The organism is Desulfogranum marinum (assembly GCF_963675105.2).
Taxonomy (GTDB): Bacteria; Desulfobacterota; Desulfobulbia; order Desulfobulbales; family Desulfobulbaceae; genus Desulfogranum; species Desulfogranum marinum.
Genome location: NZ_CAXXRO010000004.1, coordinates 1,270,487 through 1,286,943, shown reverse-complemented (window position 1 = coordinate 1,286,943; position 16,457 = coordinate 1,270,487). Strand labels below are relative to the sequence as shown.

13 protein-coding genes are annotated in these 16,457 nt (G+C 45.1%); 9 read left to right on the top strand and 4 right to left on the bottom strand.

The annotated features are described in order from the left end of the window. Nucleotides 1-152: 152 nt before the first annotated feature. The 4 genes from ACHZCY_RS14470 to ACHZCY_RS14455 all read right to left on the bottom strand — a co-directional run bounded on the left by ACHZCY_RS14470 (nt 153) and on the right by ACHZCY_RS14455 (nt 4,445). A complete protein-coding gene (locus ACHZCY_RS14470) occupies nt 153-1,529 on the bottom strand; it encodes a sigma-54-dependent transcriptional regulator (RefSeq protein ID WP_319549387.1) in 1,377 nt (458 codons plus the stop codon). Then, nucleotides 1,526-2,968, bottom strand: coding sequence for a HAMP domain-containing sensor histidine kinase (locus tag ACHZCY_RS14465; RefSeq protein ID WP_205224534.1), 1,443 nt, complete (start codon nt 2,966-2,968; stop codon nt 1,526-1,528). The genes ACHZCY_RS14470 and ACHZCY_RS14465 overlap by 4 nt, the downstream gene beginning before the upstream one ends. A 117-nt stretch (nt 2,969-3,085) precedes the next feature. After that, nucleotides 3,086-3,943, bottom strand: coding sequence for a universal stress protein (locus tag ACHZCY_RS14460; RefSeq protein ID WP_319549386.1), 858 nt, complete (start codon nt 3,941-3,943; stop codon nt 3,086-3,088). Between the two features lie 40 nt (nt 3,944-3,983). Beyond that, nucleotides 3,984-4,445: a universal stress protein gene (locus ACHZCY_RS14455; RefSeq protein ID WP_205224536.1), complete on the bottom strand. Its 462-nt coding sequence runs from the start codon at nt 4,443-4,445 to the stop codon at nt 3,984-3,986. 634 nt (nt 4,446-5,079) lie between these two features. Between ACHZCY_RS14455 and ACHZCY_RS14450 the strand changes: the two genes are divergently transcribed. The 9 genes from ACHZCY_RS14450 to ACHZCY_RS14410 all read left to right on the top strand — a co-directional run bounded on the left by ACHZCY_RS14450 (nt 5,080) and on the right by ACHZCY_RS14410 (nt 16,456). After that, a complete protein-coding gene (locus tag ACHZCY_RS14450; protein WP_319549385.1) occupies nt 5,080-5,418 on the top strand; it encodes a hypothetical protein in 339 nt (112 codons plus the stop codon). A 279-nt stretch (nt 5,419-5,697) separates the two neighbouring features. Beyond that, nucleotides 5,698-6,810: a sulfite exporter TauE/SafE family protein gene (locus ACHZCY_RS14445; protein WP_205224555.1), complete on the top strand. Its 1,113-nt coding sequence runs from the start codon at nt 5,698-5,700 to the stop codon at nt 6,808-6,810. Between the two features lie 679 nt (nt 6,811-7,489). Continuing rightward, nucleotides 7,490-9,514, top strand: coding sequence for a S16 family serine protease (locus ACHZCY_RS14440; protein WP_319549384.1), 2,025 nt, complete (start codon nt 7,490-7,492; stop codon nt 9,512-9,514). A gap of 100 nt (nt 9,515-9,614) precedes the next feature. Then, nucleotides 9,615-11,027, top strand: a complete 1,413-nt coding sequence (gene nhaD / locus ACHZCY_RS14435) for a sodium:proton antiporter NhaD (protein WP_319549383.1) — start codon at nt 9,615-9,617, stop codon at nt 11,025-11,027. 598 nt (nt 11,028-11,625) lie between these two features. Then, a complete protein-coding gene (locus ACHZCY_RS14430) occupies nt 11,626-12,111 on the top strand; it encodes a rhodanese-like domain-containing protein (protein ID WP_319549382.1) in 486 nt (161 codons plus the stop codon). Nucleotides 12,112-12,350: 239 nt separating this feature from the next. Next, on the top strand, nt 12,351-12,980 hold the full coding sequence (locus ACHZCY_RS14425; RefSeq protein WP_319549381.1) for a ferric reductase-like transmembrane domain-containing protein: 630 nt from the start codon (nt 12,351-12,353) through the stop codon (nt 12,978-12,980). Nucleotides 12,981-13,047: 67 nt separating this feature from the next. After that, nucleotides 13,048-13,641, top strand: coding sequence for a YceI family protein (locus ACHZCY_RS14420; protein ID WP_319549380.1), 594 nt, complete (start codon nt 13,048-13,050; stop codon nt 13,639-13,641). A gap of 346 nt (nt 13,642-13,987) precedes the next feature. Then, complete coding sequence (locus ACHZCY_RS14415) at nt 13,988-15,376, top strand: efflux transporter outer membrane subunit (protein ID WP_319549379.1); 1,389 nt, start codon at nt 13,988-13,990, stop codon at nt 15,374-15,376. A gap of 6 nt (nt 15,377-15,382) precedes the next feature. Beyond that, complete coding sequence (locus ACHZCY_RS14410) at nt 15,383-16,456, top strand: efflux RND transporter periplasmic adaptor subunit (protein ID WP_319549378.1); 1,074 nt, start codon at nt 15,383-15,385, stop codon at nt 16,454-16,456. The last annotated feature ends 1 nt before the right edge of the window (nt 16,457 follow it).

Here is a 16,457-nt window from a genome sequence, read left to right as displayed (position 1 = left end):
TTTGATGCTTACCGTTTTGCGGAATGAGGGAGTATTCCCCCTGCCTTCAGGTACTCTTCGGTACAAATTGATGGCATATGAAACGTCCTTAAAACAGACGAAATCAACTCGGTCAACACGAAAATTTTACAAGTTCAAAGCAAAGTGTTCCGCTACTCGATATCTGGATTTCCAAGGCCGTATTTTTTAATTTTTCGCCACAGCGACACTCTGTCAATGCCCAAAATTTTCGCCGCTTCCGACCTCTTCCCTTCAACTTCGTCTAGGACCTCAATGATATATTTCTTTTGATATTCTTCCAGGGTCGGCCAGGTATTCTCTTTTGCATTGGGCACAATCAAAGCATCCTGTCCCAGGTCATCAGGCAAATGATGTGGTTCAATCGTCTCTTCCCGGCACGTAATCAAAATCCTTTGTACAATATTTTCAAGTTCCCTAACATTACCCGGATACTGGTACCCTTTGAGTATTTCTGCTGCTATCGGCGAAAGACGCGGTGGGGCATGTGCCGGTTCAGCATATTTTTGCAGAAAATGGTTCACCAGCAAAGGGATATCATTGCGTCGCTCGACCAACGGCGGAACCAAAACGGTGATGACATCCAGGCGGTAATAAAGATCATTACGAAAGCTGCCGTCTTCAGCAGCCTCTTTCAGATTTCTATTGGTGGCCGCCAACACCCTGAAATCGACAGAAATTTCATCTGACCCACCAACTCTCATCAATGTACGTTCCTGAAGAACGCGTAAAAGTTTAACCTGCATTCCAAGGGATAACTCCCCAACTTCGTCAAAAAAAACAGTTCCTCCCTGGGCACATTCTAGTAATCCTTTTTTTGCCTTCTCTGCTCCGGTAAATGCTCCCTGCTCATGCCCAAAGAGTTCATTGCTAATCAAATCTTCGGTAAAGGCACCACAATTAAATGCAACTATCCGCTTTTCAGCCCTACTGCTTAATTCATGAATAGTGCGGGCAACCAACTCCTTGCCAGTACCGGTTTCACCAATAATAAGGACATTACAGTCAAGCTGGGCAATTTGCGAAATCTGTTCTCGAAGAGCCTGTATTTTAGAACTCTGGCCAATAATCCGGGAGGAACCGCTGGTCTTCGAAATATGCCGCCGCAACCTGTGCAGTTCCTGCTGCATCGTACTTTTTTCCAAGGCTTTGACGACAATGGCCTTTAGTTCCTTTATGTTGAGCGGCTTGGCTAAATAGTAATAGGCCCCTTTACTCATGGATTCAACGGCATTGTTCAAGCTGGCATAACCAGTGACCATCAATATTTCAGCAGCCGGCCATAAACGTTTTGTTTCCGCAAGAACTGCCAGACCGTCTTTGCCTTTCATCCGTAAATCTGTAATAACCAGATTGACCTCCTGCCGCTCCATAAGGTCAATAGCCTCTTCACCACTCTGGGCAACAAAAATTGTGTATCCTTCCTGACGAAGAACATGGGTCAGATTTTCGCGGGCAATAGGTTCATCATCGACCACCAGGATCGTATTTGTAACAGGCACTGAAATCATGATAACTGTTCGACGGCTTCCTGTAACGGCAGGGATATAAAAAAAGATGCCCCCTGGCCGGGTTCACTTCTCACCGTAATTTTACCGCGGTGCTGTTGAATGATACCGTAAGCTACCGAGAGACCAAGACCGGTTCCTTCCCCCTCTTCTTTAGTTGTATAAAAAGGATCAAACAAACGTCCTTGGATTTCTTTGGGAATACCAGGGCCAGTGTCATGAATTTCGATTTGCACCTGTTTTTCCGTTTTATCAACTTCAGCAGAAAGAGTTATGACGCCCTCCTGTTTGATCGACTGAGCAGCATTCATAATGATATTTATAAAAACTTCCTGCATCCGCTGTACATCCATAGGTAAAATAAGATTTTCAGGAATGGTAACTACAAGAGAAATGTCTCCTGAGATCTGACTATTTACCAGACTGACCGATCGGTTTACGACATCTTTTAGTTGTGCGGTTCGAAGCTTGAAATCCTGTGAGCGTGAAAATTCCAAAAGCCCTTTAACCACATCACGCGCCCGTAGTGTTTCCTGATAAATGTTATCAAGCATGTTGCTCAGCAAGGCTTCGTTACCATTGTCACAATCATCCATTGCAATCTGACAGGAGGTAGAAATATTGTTTAACGGATTATTCAACTGATGCGCCACCCCTGCCGTAAGGGTACCAATGGAGGATAGTTTTTGCGACTGCACCAACTGCTCCTGACGTCTCTCCAATTCATACACCATGGTATTGAATGCCTCCATGACCTGCTGCATTTCGTCACCCGTATTTATAACATCAACAGGTTTGAATCGACCTTTAGCAATAGCTGCAGTTGCTTTTTTGATGGATCTCAATGGCTTAAAAATACCAAAAAAAGCAAAAAATGGGATAAGGAAACCAAAACAGATTGCCACCATGGTCATGGTAGCAATCTGAGATTTTAACTCTCGAATAATATTACTCAGCTGTACCCGTTCAAACTCCAGGAGTCGAGCACTCTTTTCCGTCATCTGCTGACCAAGATCACGTGTTGTACTAACGACTTTTTGATATTCCTCTTGCTCCAGTATTTGTCCGTCAGACAATACCCTGACAGTATTACGATAGGCAACAATAGCCTTTTTTAACTCCTTGATGAGCGGCAGAGCTTTCAGGTACACCATCTGGTCGTAAACGGTGTTGGCTGTTTCTTCTGCCTGCTGTACATACTTGCTATTCTCCTCTAGAGCAGTTGTTGTCTGGTAAAGGAAAAAGTTTTTTTCATACCGGCGCACTTCAAGAATAATATTATCCATCTGGTAGGCATATTCCATCATCTTGAATTTTATTTCCGCTGTTTGCAGATCATCTTTGGAGATAAACCAGACAGATACAATTCCAACCACATAGAGAATCACAAAAAGAATAATTTTCAGGGTAAGAGTGAACTTCACTCGGTATGATTTAGGCACAGCTTTCCTCCGAGAGTTTCTATTGCTGCCTCATGCCGGCTTCAATGGATGGACCACTGTTGGTCATATTTTATAGAGTAGAGACTGGTCTCCGTCTGGCGTACAGCACCTAGTTGCTCAACCTTGCCTTTTCCGAGTTACAAGTATCGGACAAACGGTTTGGGAAGCAACATGCTCGACAGTATTGCCACAAAACAGATCAACCCCGGATGAATCAGCCTGATACCCTAAAACAATGAGATTAATATCGTGGTCCGCCGCATAGCTCAAAATACATTGCTCAGTGCTATTGCCTCGTACAGCAGCAACTACTGGAATATCGAATTGTTCGCACCTGGCAACAAATTGTTTTAAGATATTCCACCCTTCTTTTTCGGCCTCCCCCAACACTCCGTAACGAAACGTACGATCGGTTGGAATATCAGTTACATAGAGTGCGTGAATTTCGCTTCCGTAGCTCGCAGCCAGCTTAATAGCCTGCCGGTAGGCTGGCTCCGTCTCCGGCACACCACCATTCACATGGACCAAAATGCGGTCAAATTTTATCTCAGCATCTTCTGGCACCAGGAGCGTATCACAAGGGCTGCCTGCTATCACACCAAGAGTAGTGCTTCCCAGCAACAGCCTTTCCACCTGGATCCGTTTAGAACAGCCAAGAAGTATCAAATCAGCCTGTTCCTGTCGAGCGGCCAAAACAATCTCCACAGGTGGTTTCCCTACCCGGGGAATCGTTTGCATACTGAGCCCCAAAGATGAAGCATATTGTTTTGCTTCATCGAGGATACTTTGAAAGGGAGCTTTCAGTTGCTGGTCAGGATTATCTAAAAAAAGACGATTCATGTTGCCTTCATATTCGGGTGTTACAGAAATCACAACGACTCTAGCCCGCATTGAGGAGGCCAAAGCCAAAGCCTCTTTATAGAGTGAACGGTTTTGCCGGGCATTATCCATTGCCGCAAGTATTGTTCGTATCATAATATGAGGTGTGCTCTAGTACCATTCATGTAAAAGCAGCTCACTTAGCACTTCCTGCTCCATAAAAGACAGGAACAGGTGCCGCAGAAAGCAACTCATCCTTTTTTATTCCTCGATCGACAACAATAAAACTTATATTTTTAATAATCCGGCAAAGCCGATGAACAACTTTACCGATCTTACCAGTTTCTATGACATGGTTTACGATAACGCCTTTTACCTGGGCCTCTTTTTTAAGGGCAAGAACACTCTCGTTAATAGCTGCCGAGAAGAGATGATTGCGCCGACCACCATCCCACAAAAAAGGCATGGTATCAACATAGGCAACCAACAGTCGATGATTGAGTCTTTGCGCAACATTTACGCCATAACCCATTGTAGTTTTGGAAAGATGACCATTACGGGTCAACACAAGAACAACCGGTGGCCCCTGAACAGATACAGGCGCAAGCTGCTTCTCGATTTTTTGGACAAGTTCTCCCTGATTTTTTGATTTTATCATTATCGCACGTGCTAACAATCGTTGCTCCTTTGCTAAAATTAGGTGTATGCCATGCTTTCTCAATACTATTATGCAAACTCTGCCCCGTGTTCCATGAAAAAGTTAACCTACTGAAAACAAAGGCTTTTAAAAAATATGTATAATGGACAAACACCTCTTTGTTGCAAAATGTAACGCCAACAATCTCTTAACTTCCCTTTACTCAAGTGCCACATCGGAGTTTTCGCTCCCACCGAGGATAAAATCTTACGTATAACGCGGCTACCTGGACAAGTACCATTTAGATGGGCACGAGATAAGGAGACGCACCTTCTGCTTATCAACATCCCCCACCTTTCCTTGGGAAATATTTTTCCGTTGCATTTTGCAACTCCTTCATCTTTGAACGCCGAATTCTCACTAACACTCTTATATATCGCCATTAAACAGCAATAAACACACAATTAGCGTTGCATTTCGCAACACTCCCCTCTTTTCACCAAAGGCCTTAACCAATTGAAATAAAAGAAATAAAAAAATCCACTAGCATGGTTTCTGATTTGCTTAAACAAGAGAACACTATTTGCAGCCCGACAGGATAAGGCGACAACAAATGGAAGCAAGACATTATTTATCCCTTAAAGGAGATGCAGTTATGCAACAAAATGATCCCTATCAGACAAGAGTGGCAGTCAATGCAAGTAAACAGTCTTCAAAATACAAAAGCGCTGACACCACCGCCACAACTGACAAGAACATGCAGGTGAGTCATCGATCAAAAAGGCCGGTGTCAAAAATGCTCCTTTTTGGAGCCTTATCTGTAGGAGGGTACGGCCTCATATTTTCCCATCAAGCTCTGATGACATCCACCTATACCCTTGGAGGATGGCATGCCGTTCTCCCCGTAGGCACCGCATTTGGTTTTTCTTTTGTTCATGGCGCTTTTGCGAGCAACTTGCTTTCAGTAATTGGCCTGGAGCCCAAAAAAGCGTGATTAGCCATCAAGTTATCTACCTTTTCCAAATCAGAAATAGGAGAACTCGAAATGAAAAAATATGTATTCATTCTGCTTACAGTGTTGCTCTTAACTCCACTGGTACAGAATGCTCGTGCTGGAGGCCCACCTCCCAAAAATGTAATAAAAGGGATTTTCACCAAAATTTCCGCCTCGGAGAGAACCGCTACCATCAAAGTGGATGGTCAAGATTCAAGCAAACTCCTTGTCCTCGGAGAGGCAATGTCTCCAGAGGACATAACCCTTGATAAAAAAGTGATGGTCAGCCTCGATACTCATGCAGGTCCTAATGTTATCAAGGATGTTTCCGTCATGTTTTTTGATATGACCGTCACCAAAATTGCTGCTCTTCTTTTGGTTGGGTTGATCGGAGGATTGCTTTCAGGATTTATCGGTTCAGGCGGCGCCTTTATCCTGACCCCTGCAATGATGTCCATGGGCGCGCCTGGCGCAGTAGCAGTTGCCAGCAATATGTGCCATAAATTCCCCAAAGCCATGGTCGGCTCCTACAAACGCTGGAAATATGGTCAGGCAGATATAAAACTGGGGCTGGTAATAGCTATTACTTCCATTATTGGCGTTCAGATTGGGATCAAGGCTCAAAAATCTATACTGGATCATTGGGGAAACGCCGGATCAAACCTCTATGTCAGCGCGATTTTTGTATTAGTACTGCTCATTGTTGGACTGTATGTAATGCGGGATGCGATTAAGCTTTCCAATGGTACTACCGAGGCTACAACCTCAAAGCTAGCGACCAGACTGCAAAAATTGGAAATATGGCCAATGATGGAATTTAAGGTTGCCAATGTACGTATATCTGCATGGATAACCATCCCGGTTGGCCTCTTTACAGGTATGCTGGCAGCGACCATTGCGGTAGGTGGTTTTATCGGTGTTCCTGGGATGATCTATATAGTTGGTGCATCTGCACTGGTCTCCAGCGCAACAGAACTTGTTGTCGCGTTTATAATGGGTGCGTGGGGGTCAGTACAATGGGGAATTTCCGGACTTATTGATGTCCGGATGACACTCCTTATTCTGGCTGGATCATTAATCGGCGTACAACTTGGGGCCATCGGCACAACCTATGTCAAAGATTATACTATCAAAATGGTTATGGCCTCTGTCATGTTGATCGTAGCGGTTTCTCGAGGCGCAAAGGTACCTATCTATTTAGCCGACCTTAATCTCATTCCGCAGTTACAAACGAAATTAAGTATCGTGCTCAACGCTGTCAGCTTCTGGGCCCTGATAGCAGCACTTCTCGTTGCCGGGGTTATCATCTCCGTGGCAATGGCCAAGGGCATGTTGCAGGATCGTGCAGAAAAACGAACCCAGGCTGCTACCAGCCAGGAGATTGCGGGATAACAGATTATTGCCTTATGGAGTTATTGCCATTGTGACCGGCAATAACTCCATAAGCGTTTTGTTTATCCCAAGGATTATAACAGCTCTTGCCACGTCGATTGATAACCACCATCACCTTGTCCCCGCATCTATGAGTCTATTGATTTACTAAGCTTTTTGTCCAAGGTCAGGTAAGCGAGGCATGCTGAAAAAATAGCCATAGGCATATAGTTGAAATCGGAGTCTTCGCTTACCTCCGAGAGATTGACCAAAAAGACAGTAAATCAACAGGCTCATCTATAACGCTGAAGCTATTTAGCAAAGAGGTATAGCTATGGAATCCAGTATATATTTTTCTACATTTGTCATTTGTATGGGTACGCTTCATCTCGTTAACCAACTTGCTGCCTCTGCTCACCGTTCTCAAACACATTCATCTGCCACGTTGCAGACAACGCAAAAAGCAATAAGATCACGAGACGACTGGTATATGTTTTTTTACTGTTCTACTCTGACCCAACAATATCCCACATCAAACAACAATCACACAGTAGCCAATCAACAGGATACCACTGCACGCAGCTATCAAAAACGAAATCCGAGTCTTTTGACAGCTCGGACATATATCCACTGACACCCTGCCTCCATGACCGTCTCACGTGATATGCTGTCAGTCACTAGACCATGATGAGAAATAATCATGTTTTTTAAAAAACGCGCCAACAAAACCTCCTCCCAAGAGGAGGTTCATGAACATTCGTCACTTACCGACTTAAAAACCAAAATTGAAGCGACTGATTTTCCTCCTCATGCCTCAGAAGCGGCACACACAGAGCTGCAAAAACTGGAACAAACTGACCCTGCAATGGCCGAGTACACAGTTGGCATAAACTACATTGACCTCCTCCTTGATCTTCCATGGAGAGTAAGTCAACAGGGCAACTTTGATCTTGAAAGAGCGAAAAGAATACTGGATGCACGCCACTGCGGCCTCCAGCAGATCAAACAGCTCATACTTGAATTTCTCGCCGTTAAAACACTGCGAGAACAAAGTAAACCACAGATACTGATCGTTGATGACGAAGCAATAGCCCGTACCAATATGGAGCACGTTCTCACTAAGGAAGGATACCAGTGTTTTACTGCAGCAAACGGCGCAGAAGCCCTGGAAATATTACCTGCCAATGAGATTGACCTGGTCATAACGGATCTGAAGATGAACCGTATGGACGGCATTGAATTACTGGATCATATTACCAGGCTGAATCCAGAAACACCTGTTATTATAGTCACCGGTTTTGCCACCGTCGACACAGCCGTAAAGGCCCTGAAAAAAGGGGCCGCCAATTATTTAGGCAAGCCTGTTAATCTGGATGAATTAAAAAGAACAGTCAAAGACGTTTTAGAGCACCGGCGGTGCAGAGATGTTGGCAAATCGCCAATTCTCTGCTTTTCCGGTCCCCCAGGCACGGGCAAAACCTCTATAGGCAAAGCTATTGCGGACGCCCTGCAACGTCAATTTGTCAGGGTCTCTGTGGGAGGCTTGAGGGATGAAGCAGAACTACGTGGCCACCGACGAACCTATGTCGGAGCCATGCCGGGTCGCATTTTAACCGAACTGAGGAGATCGAAAATTAACAATCCTATCTTCATGCTCGACGAACTGGATAAAATCGGCCAGGATTTCCGTGGTGACCCCGCCTCCGTGTTGTTAGAAATTCTTGATCCGGAACAAAACTCTCAGTTTGTTGACCATTACCTGGATATTCCTTTTGACCTGTCAGACGTCATGTTTATGGCAACCGCAAACGATCTCTCCAGATTGCCCCTGCCATTACTCGACCGTATGGAAATTGTTCACTTCACAGGGTATACTGAGCGGGAAAAACTCAACATCACGCAGCAGTATATTATTCCACGTCAACTCAAAGCAACGGGACTCAATAAATCAGCAATTTCCTTTACGGATGATGCCATCTCCCGCCTCATAAATGATTATACCCGAGAACCGGGTCTGCGTAATCTGGAGAGGGAGGTAGCAAGTGTCTGCAGAAAGATAGCACTCTTAAAACTTGCTTCAGGGGAGGATAATAACCTGACAGTTGTTGACAAAAGCGACGTTGTCTCCTTTTTAGGAGCGAAAAAATTTTTCCGTGAAACAACCAGTGAAGGAGATCACACCGGCATTACCACCGGACTGGTCTGGTCTGAGTCTGGAGGAGAAATCATATCCATTGAAACCGTGAAAATGCCGGGTAATGGAGGCCTCATTCTTACCGGATCATTAGGGGAAATTTTGCAGGAATCAGCCCATACCGTTTTAAGCCTGATTCGTAGTAAAGCTGACGAATTTGCAATCCCCCATGACATTTTTCAACAATATGACATCCACATCCACATTCCGGCAGGCAGCATCGCCAAAGACGGTCCCTCAGCTGGTATCCCCATATTTGCAGCCTTGCTTTCTCTGTTAACTGATAGAATGACACGTCCTGGAGTTGCCTCAACAGGCGAAATAACTTTAAGTGGGAGAATTCTTCCCGTCAGTGGAATTCGTGAAAAAGTCATGGCAGCCCAACGAGCAGGAATTTCCAAGGTACTCGTCCCAAAAGCAAACCATGACGAAGTGCTAGACCTGCCGGAAGATGTAATTGCTGGTATTGACGTACAAATGATACATGATATTAAACAAGTGATCAACTTTACATTAGCCCCAGCCTCATGACAGGCAACACCCTGCCCTTTGGTAACAATTGCAAAGAGCCTGCAGAGTAAGAGATATCCAGCTCAACACTTTATTAGGTTCTAATACTAGGAAACGAACAATGAAAACATTATTGTCGTGCTTTGTGATCTCCCTTGTCTTCGTCGGCCAAGCCCTGGCCACCCAAGGCATGCACCCATCTCCATCTCTAACAACTACTACCTGGGGCTACGCTGCACTTATCTTGTTTGTGCTGGCCTACGTGCTGGTTATTTTCGAAGAAAAAACTCATCTGCGTAAAAGCAAACCAGTAATGCTGGCAGCTGGTATTATCTGGATTCTGCTGGCCCTGACCTATCGCCAAGTAGGCATCCCGGCAGAAGAAGCCCATCAAGCAATTATTCACAACATAACGGAATATGCGGAGTTGATGCTCTTTTTGCTCGTCGCCATGACCTATATCAACTCCATGAATGAACGTGGTATCTTTCAAACGCTGCGTTCCTGGCTGGTGTCGCGCGGTTTTTCCTTACGCATTGTCTTCTGGATTACCGGGTTGCTTGCCTTTCTTATTTCGCCGGTAGCAGATAATCTCACGACAGCTCTGCTCATGGGCGCTGTGGTCATGGCTGTAGCCGAGGATAATAAGAAATTTATTGCCTTAGCTTGTATCAATATCGTTGTCGGAGCCAATGCCGGTGGTGCTTTTTCTCCTTTTGGTGATATTACCACCCTTATGGTCTGGCAGAAGGGACAGGTTGACTTCAGCCAATTTTTTCTCCTCTTTTTCCCAGCCCTGATCAATTGGCTCATTCCTGCAATCATTATGAACTTCTTTGTCTCTAGTGAGACCCCGAAAGCCTTGGACACAATCGTTTCCATGAAGTTTGGAGCCAAACGAATCATTGCTCTTTTTCTGCTGACCATCCTCACTGCGGTTTCCTTTCACAACTTTCTAGATCTCCCGCCGGCAGCAGGTATGATGCTGGGACTCGCTTACCTTGGCTTTTTCTCCTACTACATCAAATTCAAAGAGGAAAGGGCCATTGAATATGATGCTCCCCTGGGCATAGGAGAAGGACTCCCGAATTCGCCCTTTGACATCTTTAACAAAGTCGCTCGGGCGGAATGGGACACACTGCTCTTTTTTTATGGTGTTATTCTCTGCGTTGGTGGTCTATCCCAGTTCGGCTACCTGGCTCTGATCTCTCACCATATGTACGAGGGCCTTGGTGCCACCAGCGCAAATGTATTGGTAGGGATACTTTCCTCAATCGTAGATAATATCCCTGTGATGTTCGCGGTGCTTACCATGGATCCGACAATGCCCCTGGGGCAATGGCTCTTGGTAACCTTGACTGCCGGCGTCGGCGGCAGCCTGCTGTCCATAGGCTCGGCTGCAGGGGTGGCTTTAATGGGAACCGCCCGCGGTACGTATACCTTTGGGGCGCATCTGAAATGGATGCCGGTTGTCGCTCTGGGTTACGCAGGGAGTATTTATGCCCATATCCTGCTTAATAAAGCCTTATTTTAAGGGCAGTATAAAACAAGGGATTACACATAGGCGCAAGCTGAGAGCATCAAGGCAACACCCAAACGTATTATCTTAAAAGCGCCTGACTATTGGATACTGGATTTCTCCACTTTACAACTAGCCAGACTGGCAGCCCAGCTATTCTGCACACATGGCTTAGATCCAATTAATTTTTCTTTACAATATTTTTACTCTCTGTAATTTTTCAAAAATTACAGGGAGGCATTACTACCAAAGCAAAAAATTCTCTTTTCAACTACAATAAAAAATTTCTTTTTAATATATCTTCACCGTATACCACTCTGTTACCTTGACAGTTCCTCCCTTACTGTTATTTTTCTCCAACATTAGTTGGATACTCTTTCTTAAGCATTCGACAATATTACTTATTTAAAAATAACATTATCACTTGCCACACTGAGGCTCTTCAACAGTGATATGTAAAAGAATATTTTTTTTAAAAGTTGCAATTCTTCTCTAAAATTTTCAAATCAATGCCATCCGGAAAACGGCTTTTCTCGGCTTGCAAGCTAGGCAAATGGAAAACCCCGCCATTGTCCAGTTTATTAGCCTTAAGGGGTAAAAAGGAAGAAAAGATATGAATAAAGTATTGCTAACAGTCGTCATTGGAATTTTCCTTGGTACAAGCTCTGTTGCCTGGTCCTACGACACAGAAATGGCCAAGAGTTATGAAAAACTCTTTACGTCATGCTGTGGGGCTGGCGTCGGTAAAACGCTTCATTTCGTCAAGCCCGATGCTTTGGTCAAAGATATTAAAGCAGGTAAAGAGATCGTCACTATAGACGTACGAACTCCTGAAGAATCAGGGTTGTTTACAATGACAATGCCAAATAGCGTGGCTATCCCGGTTAACCAGCTTTTCAAGCCTGAAAATCTAGCACGAATCCCCCAAGACAAGACTGTCGTTATTATTTGTAAGTCCGGTGCCCGTGCGACAGCTGTAGGAACAGCGCTTCGTCATACCGGCTTTGACAATGTCTATATTCTGAAAGGTGGAATGCAAGCATTAAGCAGTTATTATGGAGCAAAGCAGGCGAATACAGTGATAGCAGCTGCGAAATAAGCCTTTGAGCAACCCCATCTGACCTCCCCCACTTAAGAACCCTTCGACTTCCTCTAAAGTGGGGCAGATATTTTTAAATATTGTCCCCGTCCCGAAATACCCTTCGCGATATTCTTCCCTTTCATTTTTTTAATTACTTCCATCTCAGCTCACCAACAACAGCCTTCTCCACCCGGTTGAAATTGACATTTCTACAAACGTTCCCATTATTGTAATGAGAACATACAACAGGGAGAAGCATGGATTATCTAAAGAGGTTAATAGCTGTTGCGATTTTTCTGTTAGCACTTGCAAGTGCGCTGAGCCTTCCTTATGTGTACGAATCACAGACCCTCTGGTACAAGTTCGGCTTCGACAAAACAGCTCTTCGAGCAGGCCAACTCGCCGGGATGCTCGCCCTCACCCTGCTGTTCACCCAAATCATCCTGGCAGCCGGGGGATCTTTTCTTCAAAAGGCCTTTGGCCTGAAAAATATTATGCAATGGCATCGCACAAATGGTGTCTTGATCGTTTTTTTTGCGTGTGCCCATGTGTTTCTCATCCTGGCACCGGAAGGTCTTGCCAATTTACCCATAGGGAAAAAATTCTGGCCGGAGATGGTTGGTTCTCTGTTGTTATGGACCCTCATCGCAATGGTGATTTCTTCGCGTTACAGGGAAAAGCTGAACCTGGATTACAAACGCTGGCGAGCTATCCATAAACCCTTGGGATACCTCACGGTACTCCTTATTGTGGTACATGTTCTCTATGTTAGCGATTCTTTTGATCACACTGTGCCAAAAAGTATTTTACTGGTTACTTTTATGGCTCTTCTGGTCCGTGTCGTGTGGGTCAAAGTACAGGCACGGATCCAACAAAACAAAACGTAAATCAATCAGCAAAAAAGAATAAAACAGGTTGTTTGGTTTTCAAAACTCAATCCCTTGGAGGATAATTATGAATTACGGTAGAATAGTATGTTTTTTGTTGCTTTCTCTCCTCATTATCCCCGCCGCACACAGTGCAGATGATAACTGGGAGTTGGACAAAGCCCATTCAAATGTCTACTTCAGCGTTGATCATATTTTTTCAAAAGTTAGGGGCCACTTTAATGATTTTTCCACAGACATTGTTTTTAACCCTGAGGCATTAGACAAAAGTAGCTTTACCTTTACGATTAAAGTGAACTCCATCGACACCAATATAAGTAAACGGGACAAACACCTTGTTTCGGCAGATTTTTTTGACGCAGGTAAACACCCCACAATGACGTTTACCTCCACAAGTGTAACAGTAGGAGAAGGTGGAGTCTACAATGTAACAGGCAAGCTCACGGTCAAAGGAAAAAGCTATGATTCGACTCTGCCGCTGGTTCTTGCGGGCGTGAAAGAGCATCCCGCCGTTCCCGGTACAGAAGTGGCTGGTTTTAACGGAAAGATCCTTATCGACCGCCTTAGCTACGGCATAGGCACAGGTAAATTCTATGAAATGGGCGTTGTCGGAAAAGATGTAGAAGTTTTTGTCAGCCTGGAAGTGACACGGAGTAAATAAGCCATGCCGGATACAGGACAAACGCTAAACCAACGTTGAGTATGATCGATCACAATACGTCTAAAATCGTTTTATCAGGTTCAGACACCATTCTTGTGTACTGAAAGGAGTAACTTGCGGGGTCGATAATTCTTTGAGTTATTATACCTAAAACCTGTAACTGCTTACAGTTGCTCATGTCTAGAGAGACGCTATTGTTCGGAGGGAAGCGAAGACTGCGGTAACCTATCTATGCGGAAGATCGTGACCGTTTCAAGTGGTATGAGACCAGCGGGATACTCCGTCAAGTGCCTATGAGTAGTTATGTCTCATTAAGGTGACGCGACAACATCCTATGAGGAAACGTATGAAGAGCAGTTGTTTTCTGATAGTTCTTACAGCACTACTATGCATAACAGGCTGTTCTTTGCACACCGTAGACAATGAGGCGCAACCCTCTGTACAGGTGCCGCAGTCATTTCCCAGCCTCGGCAATCCAACACGCGATGATGAGATGGAACCGAAAGAGATATGGTGGCTGAATTTCAACAGACCTCAGTTATCCACTCTGATACAGCAGGCTTTTACAGCAAACCAGGATATTGTGGCCGCCGTATCACGCATTCAACAGGCACGTTCACTGCAAATACAATCCCGATCAGATCTCTTTCCGAAAATTGACATGAAAGGCAATGTCGCTGATGGCACCCAAGGGAGTGATGCCAGTGCCAGTATAAGCGAGGTCGGCTTAGCTTTGAACTGGGAGATCGACCTTTTCGATCGTATAAGCTCAACAGCAATGGCAAATGAATATCAAGCATTGGCCCGGGAAGAGGATCTCCAGGCTTTACGACTTAGCCTCAGTACAGAAGTGGCTAATGCTTATTTTGGTGCTGTTGCTGCTCAGAAGGGGTTACAGTTGCTTCAATCACAGGTTGAAACGGACCAGGCCCTGCTTGAGCTGCTGGAACTAAGGCAGAAAAGTGGTGTGGGAACCAATGTCGAGGTCCTTCAGCAAAAAGGCCAGGTGTATGAAAGTAAAGGCCTTATCCCTCCTATAGAATCAATCTTAAGAGTATTTGAAAATCGTCTTGACGTCTTGTTAGGACAGCCGCCGGATGGGCTGAACCGGATCGATCCCAAAGAAACTCTTGCGTTTGCCTCTACGCTGCCGAGCGTGGGAGTCCCGACAGATCTGCTTCTGAACCGACATGATCTACAGGCAGCCCATGCCGAGCTGGTGGCTGCAGACGCAGACATTGCTGCTGCCATTGCTGATCGCTTACCGCAAATAACGCTCACCGGTAGTTATCTCTACTCCGAGGACCAAGCATATTCAGGCATAATAGGAACTATTATTGGCGGATTTGTTCAACCCATCCTTGATTGGGGCAAGCGCAAGGCAGAGGTTGAAAGAAACAGAGCGCTTTATACCGAACGGTTAGCGACTTTCACCCAACTCTTTCTGGAAGCTGTGGAGCAAGTGGAGAACGCACTGTACCAGGAGATAAAGCAACGGGAGTATCTCGCACGACTTGGTGAGCGGCTCGCCATTTTACAAGACACGGTTAAGGAAACCGAAGCCCGTTATACACAGGGCGTGGACGATTATTTGCCTGTTTTATATGCACTGCAGGACCTGCGCAGCGTTGAACGTAGTCTGGTTTCTGAACGTCTCAATCTTATTGCTTACCGTATATCCCTGTACCAGGCTATCGGGGGATCAACATCCAGCGTTAGAAGACAAGAAGGTTAAATTCTAATGAAAATACAAGCCATAGTGTGTATCGCGTTACTTCTCATTGCATTTCCTGCTCTAGCAAAACAAAAGGCCGCTGTCCCCGTATTTGTACAAGATGTGGTGGCACAACATCTGGTTGATGAAATTGAAGCTCTAGGAACATTACAGGCCAACGAAAAAGTTGACCTGATGTCTTCGGTAACAGAACGGATAACAGTCATTAATTTTGAAAGCGGCCAAAGGGTACGAAAAGGCGATGTTCTCGTTGAAATGGAATCAGCTGAAGAAGAGGCCCTCCTTGCTGAGGAAAAATCTATTGTCAATGAGGCGAAGCGCCAGGTCGAACGACTCCGACCACTTATTACAAGGGGGGCTGCGTCCCAATCAACCATGGATGAAGCCCAGCTTGAGATGCAGACTGCGCAATCCCGAATAGCAGCTATTATCTCGCAAATGAAGGAGAGGCATATAGTTGCCCCTTTTGATGGGAAATTAGGATTACGGAATATCAGTGTTGGTGTTATGGCACAACCCGGTACGCTCATTACGACTATAGACGATGACAGTAAGTTAAAACTTGATTTCTCCGTACCGGAACGCTACCTGCCTTCCATTGAAGAAGGAGGTAAAATTACCGCTACAGCCAAGGCGTTTCCCGGTCGAGTGTTTGCAGGAGTTGTGGAATCTATTGATAGCCGTGTAGACACAGTATCACGGGCTATTACGGTGAGAGCGATCCTTGAAAACAGTGAACACAAATTGCTGCCTGGAATGTTGATGCGCGTGGTACTGCAAAAAAATCCGAGAAAAGCGATCGTGATCCCTGAAGAAGCCGTCGTTCCGGAAGGAAATAAAAACTATGTTTTTACTCTATCCAAGGAAGGAAACGATACAAAAGTATCCTTTGTTGCTGTGAAGCTGGGGACGAGAAAAAAAGGAATGGTTGAAGTGCTCAGCGGCATAAAAGAGGGGGACCGGATCGTTACCCATGGAACCCTGCGATTGCAGGATGGAGACAGAGTTGTTGTCAGGGCACTTGATAATGATAATCCCACGCTGGATGAGATGCTACAGCAAAAGATCAACGGAGAATAAG

Excerpts from the sequence above, each read along its gene's own strand:
- ACHZCY_RS14470 (WP_319549387.1), bottom strand. The coding sequence starts at position 1,529 with ATGATTTCAGTGCCTGTTACAAATACGATCCTGGTGGTCGATGATGAA.
- ACHZCY_RS14460 (WP_319549386.1), bottom strand. The coding sequence starts at position 3,943 with ATGATACGAACAATACTTGCGGCAATGGATAATGCCCGGCAAAACCGT.
- ACHZCY_RS14455 (WP_205224536.1), bottom strand. The coding sequence starts at position 4,445 with ATGATAAAATCAAAAAATCAGGGAGAACTTGTCCAAAAAATCGAGAAG.
- ACHZCY_RS14450 (WP_319549385.1), top strand. The coding sequence starts at position 5,080 with ATGCAACAAAATGATCCCTATCAGACAAGAGTGGCAGTCAATGCAAGT.
- ACHZCY_RS14445 (WP_205224555.1), top strand. The coding sequence starts at position 5,698 with ATGGTCAGCCTCGATACTCATGCAGGTCCTAATGTTATCAAGGATGTT.
- ACHZCY_RS14440 (WP_319549384.1), top strand. The coding sequence starts at position 7,490 with ATGTTTTTTAAAAAACGCGCCAACAAAACCTCCTCCCAAGAGGAGGTT.
- nhaD (WP_319549383.1), top strand. The coding sequence starts at position 9,615 with ATGAAAACATTATTGTCGTGCTTTGTGATCTCCCTTGTCTTCGTCGGC.
- ACHZCY_RS14430 (WP_319549382.1), top strand. The coding sequence starts at position 11,626 with ATGAATAAAGTATTGCTAACAGTCGTCATTGGAATTTTCCTTGGTACA.
- ACHZCY_RS14425 (WP_319549381.1), top strand. The coding sequence starts at position 12,351 with ATGGATTATCTAAAGAGGTTAATAGCTGTTGCGATTTTTCTGTTAGCA.
- ACHZCY_RS14420 (WP_319549380.1), top strand. The coding sequence starts at position 13,048 with ATGAATTACGGTAGAATAGTATGTTTTTTGTTGCTTTCTCTCCTCATT.
- ACHZCY_RS14415 (WP_319549379.1), top strand. The coding sequence starts at position 13,988 with ATGAAGAGCAGTTGTTTTCTGATAGTTCTTACAGCACTACTATGCATA.
- ACHZCY_RS14410 (WP_319549378.1), top strand. The coding sequence starts at position 15,383 with ATGAAAATACAAGCCATAGTGTGTATCGCGTTACTTCTCATTGCATTT.